Source organism: Anaerotignum sp. (assembly GCF_051877975.1).
In the GTDB taxonomy this organism is placed as follows: Bacteria; Bacillota; Clostridia; order Lachnospirales; family Anaerotignaceae; genus Anaerotignum_A.
The window spans coordinates 99,664-108,097 of sequence record NZ_JBJEJK010000057.1 but is presented as its reverse complement, the minus strand read 5'-3'; the positions used below and the strand labels follow the sequence as shown (position 1 = coordinate 108,097).

The 8,434-nt window shown below is 46.0% G+C and carries 5 protein-coding genes; all 5 read right to left on the bottom strand.

The genetic code is table 11. The annotated features are described in order from the left end of the window. Positions 1 to 107: 107 nt before the first annotated feature. Genes ACI39P_RS09370 through mutS form a run of 5 tightly spaced genes read right to left on the bottom strand, consistent with a single transcriptional unit; the run spans position 108 to position 8,290 of the window. On the bottom strand, positions 108 to 1,724 hold the full coding sequence (locus ACI39P_RS09370) for a D-alanyl-D-alanine carboxypeptidase (protein ID WP_439720406.1): 1,617 nt from the start codon (positions 1,722 to 1,724) through the stop codon (positions 108 to 110). After that, complete coding sequence (locus ACI39P_RS09365) at positions 1,721 to 2,650, bottom strand: putative ABC transporter permease (protein WP_439720405.1); 930 nt, start codon at positions 2,648 to 2,650, stop codon at positions 1,721 to 1,723. The genes ACI39P_RS09370 and ACI39P_RS09365 overlap by 4 nt, the downstream gene beginning before the upstream one ends. Before the next feature lie 19 nt (positions 2,651 to 2,669). Next, positions 2,670 to 3,623, bottom strand: a complete 954-nt coding sequence (miaA, locus tag ACI39P_RS09360; protein ID WP_439720404.1) for a tRNA (adenosine(37)-N6)-dimethylallyltransferase MiaA — start codon at positions 3,621 to 3,623, stop codon at positions 2,670 to 2,672. A 28-nt stretch (positions 3,624 to 3,651) separates the two neighbouring features. Beyond that, complete coding sequence (mutL, locus tag ACI39P_RS09355) at positions 3,652 to 5,646, bottom strand: DNA mismatch repair endonuclease MutL (RefSeq protein ID WP_439720403.1); 1,995 nt, start codon at positions 5,644 to 5,646, stop codon at positions 3,652 to 3,654. A gap of 22 nt (positions 5,647 to 5,668) precedes the next feature. Continuing rightward, positions 5,669 to 8,290, bottom strand: coding sequence for a DNA mismatch repair protein MutS (gene mutS, locus ACI39P_RS09350; RefSeq protein ID WP_439720402.1), 2,622 nt, complete (start codon positions 8,288 to 8,290; stop codon positions 5,669 to 5,671). Positions 8,291 to 8,434: the final 144 nt, after the last annotated feature.

The window sequence follows — 8,434 nt, the reverse complement described above, 5'->3', positions numbered from 1 at the left end:
CAAAAACACATAATAATCATCTTTAGTGGCGATTACTATGTGTTTTTTATTTTTATGTCATTATTATCTTAATGACATTGCCCTTTCGGACTCTTTTTTATTTATGATTAAAAACGTCGTCTGCCGCCTCTGCGTCTGCGAGGCATTCTTCTGCCGCCCATATTCAAGCCGGAGCCAAAGCTATAGCCTCCGCCGCGTCTGCTGTATCTACGGTTCCCAATGATCCTGATGATAATCACGATGATGGCAATCACCACAATTATAACAACAAGAGTCAGGAGCCCTTTCAGGGTGAACAGATTTTTGAAGAAATACCCAATAGAGCTGAAAATTGTTCCTTTAGAGACATCTCTGCCAGCATAAACAGGTGCTTCCAGAACGGTTTTGCCGTTCACTTCATAGGATACTGTACCGATTTCCGCTCCTTTTTCAATCGGTGCTTTCAAAGAAACCTTTCCTTCTTTATCTGTTACCGCATAAGTTTCGTTATATGCCACAGTAACTTTCAGGCTATTTGCCGCAGATGCAGGCAGGAAAGCAACCATATCTTTCTGGAATACCACTGCAAGGGTATCCCCTTCGGATTTTTTATGTTTTGTCAGAGGGATTTCTTCAATCGCTTCATTTGCTTTTGCAATTTCTACTTTTTGATAGTTATTGAATCCATATTCAAAAAGATTCTTTGCATCCAGCCAACGGTTGGGATCTTCGGAATTGAAAATGACCGCAATCAGCTGCACATCATCTTTTTCCGCTGCTGCCGTTACACAATCCCCCGCTTCATCTGTAAACCCGGTCTTGATGCCGGTTGCATAAGGATAGTTGTATTCTCCATCTGTAATGAGCAGGTTATGGCTGCGCCATACGTATTCCTGGGTCTTCATGTTTTCATTGCTCTCAAACATATTATCTGCGCCATTGCCGGAAAAGCTCTTTTCATTGGCAATTTCCGCCAGGGTTTCATTTTCCATGAAGGCTCTGGCAATCAAAGCCATATCATGGGCTGATGTATAATGATCTTCTGAATGATACCCATGGGCATTGGCAAAATGGCTGTTTGTTGCGCCCAGCTTTTCTGCTTTCTCATTCATCAATTCTGTAAAAACAGCTTCGCATTTGGCAAAACCAAGGCTCTCATCATTTTCTGCTCTTCTTGCTACTGCCGCCGCAACCACATTGGCAGAGTCATTACCAGAAGGGATGATCAACCCTCTGATGGCATTTTTCATCGTCAAAGTTTCGCCTACCTGATGCCCCGCCTTACTGGAGTCCAAAGAAACTTCGTTAATCTCGGTGCCAACCTGGATCAATTCTTCTGGTTCATAATAATCCAAAGCCACTAAAGCTGTCAGCATTTTTGTCATGCTGGCAGGATACATTTTCTGGTCAGGATTTTTTTCATATAAGATCGTGCCTGTAGATGCTTCGATCAGAATCGCGGAAGATGCGACCACATCTGGTGCACCATCGGCAGTCACGAAAGCTTCCTGCAGGGAATCTTTTTTCACCGCAGACGCTGTCGTTTTCTCATCGTCGTTTTCCGCAGCTTGGCCTTTTGCTGCAGCGCCTTCATCGCTGCTTTCTTCTTCTGTTTCCGCATTTTCCTCACTCACCACAGCGTTTTCTTCCTGCTGCTCTGCTTTATCTTTTCCACATCCGGCTGCACCAAAGGCTACCGCCATCACCAAAAAGAAAGCAACGCATTTTGCGAAAGATCTTTTCATTTCGAAACTCCTTTCTGCTTCTTTGATTTTCTTTTTTCTTCCAGTTCCCGTTTCAGGGCTTTTAATTCTTCATCAAACCGCTTGGAACGTAGTCCAGGGTAAGCCTTCATCAAACGCCGTTCGATCAAACCGCTTCGATTCAGGGCATTGACACGATTTTCCATTTTTTCTTTTACATCGTTCATCATATATTCCCAGCGAAGCCGTTCTTCTTCCCGCAGCAACTGAATCTGCTCGTTTTCTTCTTCTATGCGTTCCTTCAATTCCCGCAGAATTTCTACGGCAGGCATATTTTCAAAATGGGCAATAATCTCCTGTCTGGTGCCATAAAGCTTGGTGCCTTCCAGTTTTTCCCGCAAATTGGCATGGGATTCGCTGAGGGCTTCCAGCTTTTCGTTGAACTGCAGCACATGCAGCACTGTAATCGTGGTATCCACTGCCAAATATGCCAGCAGGACAGTCCCTGCCAATTCGCCCCAGGCCCTGGGAATCTCTGCTACAAAATTTGCGATGACCGGCTGTATCACCCGCATCACGAAGGCAGCTATGATCCCCCATTCCAAAGAACGTTCCAAACAAACACGGCCTTTGATATTGAGTGGCTTTTCCGAATAATCCCACCAAGTAGCATGAAACAGCGTTTCCATAGCTGCCCCGATCAGGTATTCCACCACAGTCGCAATGAAAAACCCGCCCAAAAACAGCAAGAGAAGATTTCCTGATACAGGGCTCAGAACCAAAATAATGAGCAACGCCCCTGTGCCGTAGATGGGACACATTGGGCCGTTGACAAAGCCTCTGTTGACCCATTTTTTTGTAGTGATGGAAACAAAAGCCGATTCCATTCCCCATCCGAAAAAGCTATAGATCATAAAATAAGCAAATAACTCAAAAAATGTATAGCCAAACCAGACCGTCGACCACATATCATCCCTTCTTTACGAATCAAAAATCCCCTGTTTGCAAAATGTTTTTCTTCTTTAAATAATCCAGCACATCTTCCAATGCTTCTCCCGCTGTAGATTTGCTCAAATCTATCCAAAGACCATCCACCTGCCGGCGGAACCAGGTCAACTGCCGCTTTGCAAAATGTCTGGTGTTGGTTTTCAGCTGTGTTATGGCTTCTTCTAAGGTGCATTCTCCATTAAAATAAGGAATGAATTCCTTGTAGCCGATGCCCTGCATGGAAACCAAATCCGGGCTGTATCCTCTGTCCAGTAAGCCTTTCACTTCTTCCAATAATCCCTGCTCCACCATCTTGTCAATGCGCAGTTCGATGCGTTCATAAAGCTGTTCCCTGTCCATAGTCAGAATGATGACCGCCGCATCATAGGGCATTTCCTTTTTCTTCTGCTCCGCATTGTGTTCGGAAAATTTCTGTCCTGTCAGATAATGATATTCCAAAGCACGGGTCACTCGTTTCACGTTATTTGCATGGATATTTGCGGCATATTCCGGGTCGGTTTCCTTCAATCTTTCATAAAGAACTTCAGGGCCCTGTTCCCGGGCCAGTTTGTAGCATTTCTCACGATAGGAGGTATCGTTCTCCGTTTCCGTAAAGTCATTATCGTACAAAAGGGCATTGATATAGAAACCCGTACCGCCAACAAGGATTGGGATTTTTCCCTTTGCCCAGATTTCTTCCATATAGGATTTTGCTTTTTTCTGAAAAAGCATCACATTATATTCTTCATCAGGTTCAAGTTCATCAATCAAATAATGGGGCACACCATCGGCTTCCTCCGGGGTCACCTTAGCTGTGCCGATATCCATATATCTGTATATCTGCATGGAATCGGCAGAAATGATCTCTCCGCCGATTTTTTTCGCCAGCTTGATGGAAAATCCTGTTTTGCCGCAGGCGGTGGGCCCGCCAATGACGATCAGGGGTCTTTTCATAAACTCACCTTTTCCTTCCGGAATCCGTTCAATTCTGAATCCGTTTGAACATTTTTTCCATTTCGTATTTTGTCAACTGGATGATGGTAGGCCTGCCATGGGGGCAGGTAAAGGGATGTTCCAACTTCAGAAGCTGATGAATGAGAGCTTCCGCTTCTCTCACGCTCAGCACATCATGTCCCTTGACTGCCGCCTTGCATGCCATAGTGGCCACTGCCAGTATTTTCGTATCATATACATTTGTAATGCGTTCCTCAGCCAGCCTATCCAAAATATCCGTAAAGAAACTGATACTGCTGGGGTTCTGCAATAGATAAGGCGTAGCCCGCAGGGCATATCTCCCACCAAAATCCTCCAATTCAAAACCAAAGCTTTCCAGTAGTTCTTTATTATCCTTCAAGACTTCTGTTTCCATGGGTGTCAGGTTCAGCATCAGAGGGGTCAGCATCCGCTGGGAAACCACCTGCTCTTCTTTAAAGCGGTTCATCAACTCTTCATAAAGAATCCGTTCATGAGCCGCATGCTGGTCGATCAGATAGAGACAATCCCCCTGCTCTACGACCCAATAGGTGCGGAACACCTGTCCAATGATTTTATAATTCTGGAAAAAGGGCTTCTTTTCTTCTTTGTTTTCTTCCTGTTTTGGTGTTTCCTGTTCTTTTACAGGTTCCGCCTTTATCAATTCCGCTTCTTTTTCCTGCACAGGTTCCTTTTCCAAATAAGGCTCTGCTTTCTGGGCAGCGCTGCTGGGGGCAGGTTTTCGCTTCAGTAATTCATCTACACTTCTGCCGCCGCCCAAAGAAGTTCTATCCGGCATAGAAGCCCTTGCAGGCTCCACAAATTTTTCTGTTTTCAATTGGCTTCTGTTTTCAAATTTCGGTTTTTCCTGTACTGGCTTCGTTTCAGTGCTTTCCGGGGCTCTGAGCGGTTCTTCCGCCAGCTCCGCTTGCCTTGCATTCTCTGCCAAGGTCTGCTGTTCCAGCTCCGGCTGTTTTTCCTTTGGCTTTTTTTCCAAAACTGCCTTGGGAATCAGCACTGTTTCCTGCAGCACCTTGGAAACTGCTGTATAGAAAAATTCGTATACTTCATCATCGTTTTTAAAGCGGACTTCCAGCTTGGCGGGATGCACATTCACATCCACCAAGGCAGGCTCCACCTCCAGATTCAGCACGAATACAGGAAATTTGCCGATAAGAAGCTTTGTTTTATAAGCATCCTCCACTGCAGAAGAAACCACCTGATTTTTAATAAATCTGCCGTTGATGAAAAGGTTTTCATAGTTGCGGTTGGCTCTGCAAAGCTCCGGCTTGCCAATCAAGCCGCTGACGGCATATTCTCCCTTTTTATAGACAATGGGCAGCATATTGTTTGCCGCATCCTTGCCATAAACATAAAACACCGCCGTTTTGGGGTCGTTATTTCCTGCTGTATGCAGCACCGTTGTGCCATTATTGATATAATGTATCGCCACTTCTGGATGCCCCAAGGCAATCTTGTTTACCAAATCGGATACATAGCCGCTTTCGGTAGCAGGCTTTTTCAGGAATTTTCTGCGGGCAGGCACATTATAGAAAAGGTTTTTGACCGTAATGGAAGTACCTTCCCGACAGGCAGCATCTTCCATCCTCTCAATCTCCCCTGCATTGATGCAGATGCGGGTGCCTGTTTCTTCCTCCTTGGTTTTCGTCAGCATTTCCACCTGTGCCACAGCGGCGATACTGGCAAGCGCCTCCCCACGGAACCCCAAAGTAAAAATATGCTCCAAATCCTCGATCTGGCTCATTTTACTGGTAGCATGGCGCAGAAAAGCAGATTTTACTTGCTCCTTAGGGATACCGCAGCCATTATCCGCCACGCGGATATAAGAAATACCGCCTTCTTTGATTTCCACCGTCACACTGCTGGCACCGGCATCAATGGCGTTTTCTGTCAGTTCTTTTACTACGGATTTTGGGGATTCTACCACTTCCCCTGCCGCTATTTTATTGATGGTTTTGGAGTCCAGCAGTCGGATTTTCTGCATGCGTCTCCTCCTTCCTCAAAGCTTACATCCCCTTTGCCTTTTTCTGCAGCTCAAAAAGGGTCTGCAGGGCTTCGATAGGGGTCATGGCCATGATATCCAGCTTGCTGATCTCATCTGCCAGCTGGGTTTCTGCCATATTGAACATATCTATCTGCTTCGCTGTTTCTTCCATCTGTTCTTTGGATTCCACAGCGATTTTTTTTGCTTTTTTCGTAATATCCGCCGCGTTCAATTGTTTCAAAATCTGCCCGCTGCGACGGATAACTTTATTGGGCAGACCTGCCAGACGGGCTACCTGCACCCCATAGCTATGATCCGCACCGCCCCGCTGGATCTTCCGCAGGAAAATGATATCCTCCCCCTGCTCCTGTACAGCGATGCAGTAATTCTTCACGCCGGAAAGCTTTCCTTCCAGCTCGCTCAGTTCGTGGTAATGGGTAGCGAAAAGAGTCTTTGCGCCGATCTGTTTCGTATCAGCAATATATTCCAAAACCGCCCAGGCAATGGAGAGCCCATCGAAAGTGCTGGTACCGCGGCCAATCTCATCCAAAATCAGCAGGCTCTTACTGGTGGCATTATTCAGGATATTCGCCACCTCCGTCATTTCCACCATGAAGGTACTCTGCCCTGCGCTCAGGTCATCGGAGGCACCTACGCGGGTAAAAATGCGGTCCACGATGCCGATATGGGCTTCCTCCGCAGGAACAAAGCTGCCGATCTGCGCCATCAGCACAATCAGAGCCGTCTGCCGCATATATGTAGATTTCCCCGCCATATTGGGGCCTGTGATGATAGCCAGGCGGGTATCCTCCTGATCCAGATAGGTGTCATTGGGGATAAACTGCCCCTCCATCATTTTTTCTACCACAGGGTGCCTGCCGTCTTTGATTTCGATGATATCACCATCATCCACCACAGGTTTCGTATAATTCATGCTCTGGGCAACTTCCCCCAGAGACTGCAGGCAGTCGATAACAGAAACAATGTGGGCGCAATACTGGATGCGTTCCACCTCTGCCGCAACAGCGTTGCGAATTTCGCAGAACATATCATATTCCAATGTGGTGATTTTATCTTCTGCCCCTAAAATCAATTCTTCCAATTCCTTCAATTCCGGGGTGATAAAGCGTTCCGCATTGGCAAGGGTCTGCTTGCGGATATAGGTTTCCGGCACCATTTCCAGGTTGGACTTGGTGATTTCGATATAATAGCCAAAAACTTTATTATAGCGTACTTTCAGGTTTTTAATGCCTGTTTTTTCTCTTTCTTCCTCTTCCAGTTCCTTGATCCATGTGGTACCGTTTTCCTTTGCTTTCACATAAGTATCCAATTCTTCATTAAACCCTTCCCGGATCATGCCGCCTTCCCGGACAGAAAAGGGAGGATCTTCCACAATCGCCTGAGAAATCAGTGTATGAATATTTTCCAGAGGATCCAGCTGTTCATGGAGCTCCGCCAGATAAGGGCTTTCGCATCTGGAAAGAATATCTTTCAGCAAAGGCAGGTTTTCAATGGAATTTTTCAGCGCCGCCAAATCTCTGGCATTGGCATTCTGATAGACCACCCGGGACATGATACGTTCAAAATCATACATGGAACGAAGGATATCCTTGATTTCCTCCCGCAGGAACAAATCATCATAAAGTTCTTCCACTCCATCCAAACGCTGATTGATCTCATCTTTGGAAAGGAGAGGCTGTTCCACCCATTTGCGCAAAAGCCTTGCGCCCATGGCCGTCTGGGTCTTATCCAAAACGCTCAAAAGAGAGCCTTTTTTGCTCTTTTCCCGCATGGTCTCCGTCAGTTCCAAATTTCTGCGGCTGGAAACATCCAGCAGCATAAAATCTCCTGTTGTGTAATATTTCAGAGTGGAAATATGGCTTAAGTCGTTTTTCTGCGTTTCATTCAGATACCACATCAATGCACCGGAAGCGGAAACAGCCAGAAATTTCTTTTTCAGCCCAAAGCCTTCCAGCGTCTTTACCTTAAAATGTTTCTGCAAGGCATCCTTTGCCGTATTATATTCATACATACGGCTGTCAATATCATTCAGATACAACCGAAATCTTTGCTCGATTTCCTTCGCCAAAGGGCTGTCCAGAAATTCCCCGTTGCAAATCAGCTCCGCAGGAGAGAATCGTGCAGTTTCATCCAAAATTTTGGCTGCTGCCTGTACGCTGCCAAATTCCGTTGTTTGAAATTCGCCGGTAGTCACATCGCAGACCGCAATGCCATATCCATTGCTGCTGCTGTAAACGGAGAGGATATAATTATTTTTCGTTTCATCCAGAACCGTGTTGTCCACCACCGTACCGGGGGTGATGACCCGAACAACATCCCGCTTGACCAAGCCTTTCGCTGTTTTAGGATCCTCAACCTGTTCGCAGATTGCCACCTTATAGCCTTTTTCAATCAGACGGGCAATATACCCATCTGCAGAATGGAAAGGCACACCGCACATAGGCGCTCTTTCTTCCTGGCCCCAGTCTTTTCCCGTCAGGGTGATCTCTAGTTCTTTGGATGCAATGACCGCATCCTCAAAAAACATTTCGTAAAAATCCCCTAAACGAAAAAAAAGCAGACAATGCTTATAGTTTTCCTTGATTTCAAAGTATTGCTGCATCATGGGCGTGATCTTCGCCATGGATAAACCTCCCCCTTCTCCTTTTACAAGCAAACCCGAACAGAGGAAAATCCACGCACTTTCCCCCATTCGGGTAAAATTACAATATAATAGAAAGCCTATTCATAGTGCTTCCTGCGATTCACCGTTTTGCTCCGCAACTTA

What these genes read in the sequence shown, in the direction of transcription:
- ACI39P_RS09370 (WP_439720406.1), bottom strand. Translation starts at nt 1,724, where the DNA reads ATGAAAAGATCTTTCGCAAAATGCGTTGCTTTCTTTTTGGTGATGGCG.
- ACI39P_RS09365 (WP_439720405.1), bottom strand. Translation starts at nt 2,650, where the DNA reads ATGTGGTCGACGGTCTGGTTTGGCTATACATTTTTTGAGTTATTTGCT.
- miaA (WP_439720404.1), bottom strand. Translation starts at nt 3,623, where the DNA reads ATGAAAAGACCCCTGATCGTCATTGGCGGGCCCACCGCCTGCGGCAAA.
- mutL (WP_439720403.1), bottom strand. Translation starts at nt 5,646, where the DNA reads ATGCAGAAAATCCGACTGCTGGACTCCAAAACCATCAATAAAATAGCG.
- mutS (WP_439720402.1), bottom strand. Translation starts at nt 8,290, where the DNA reads ATGGCGAAGATCACGCCCATGATGCAGCAATACTTTGAAATCAAGGAA.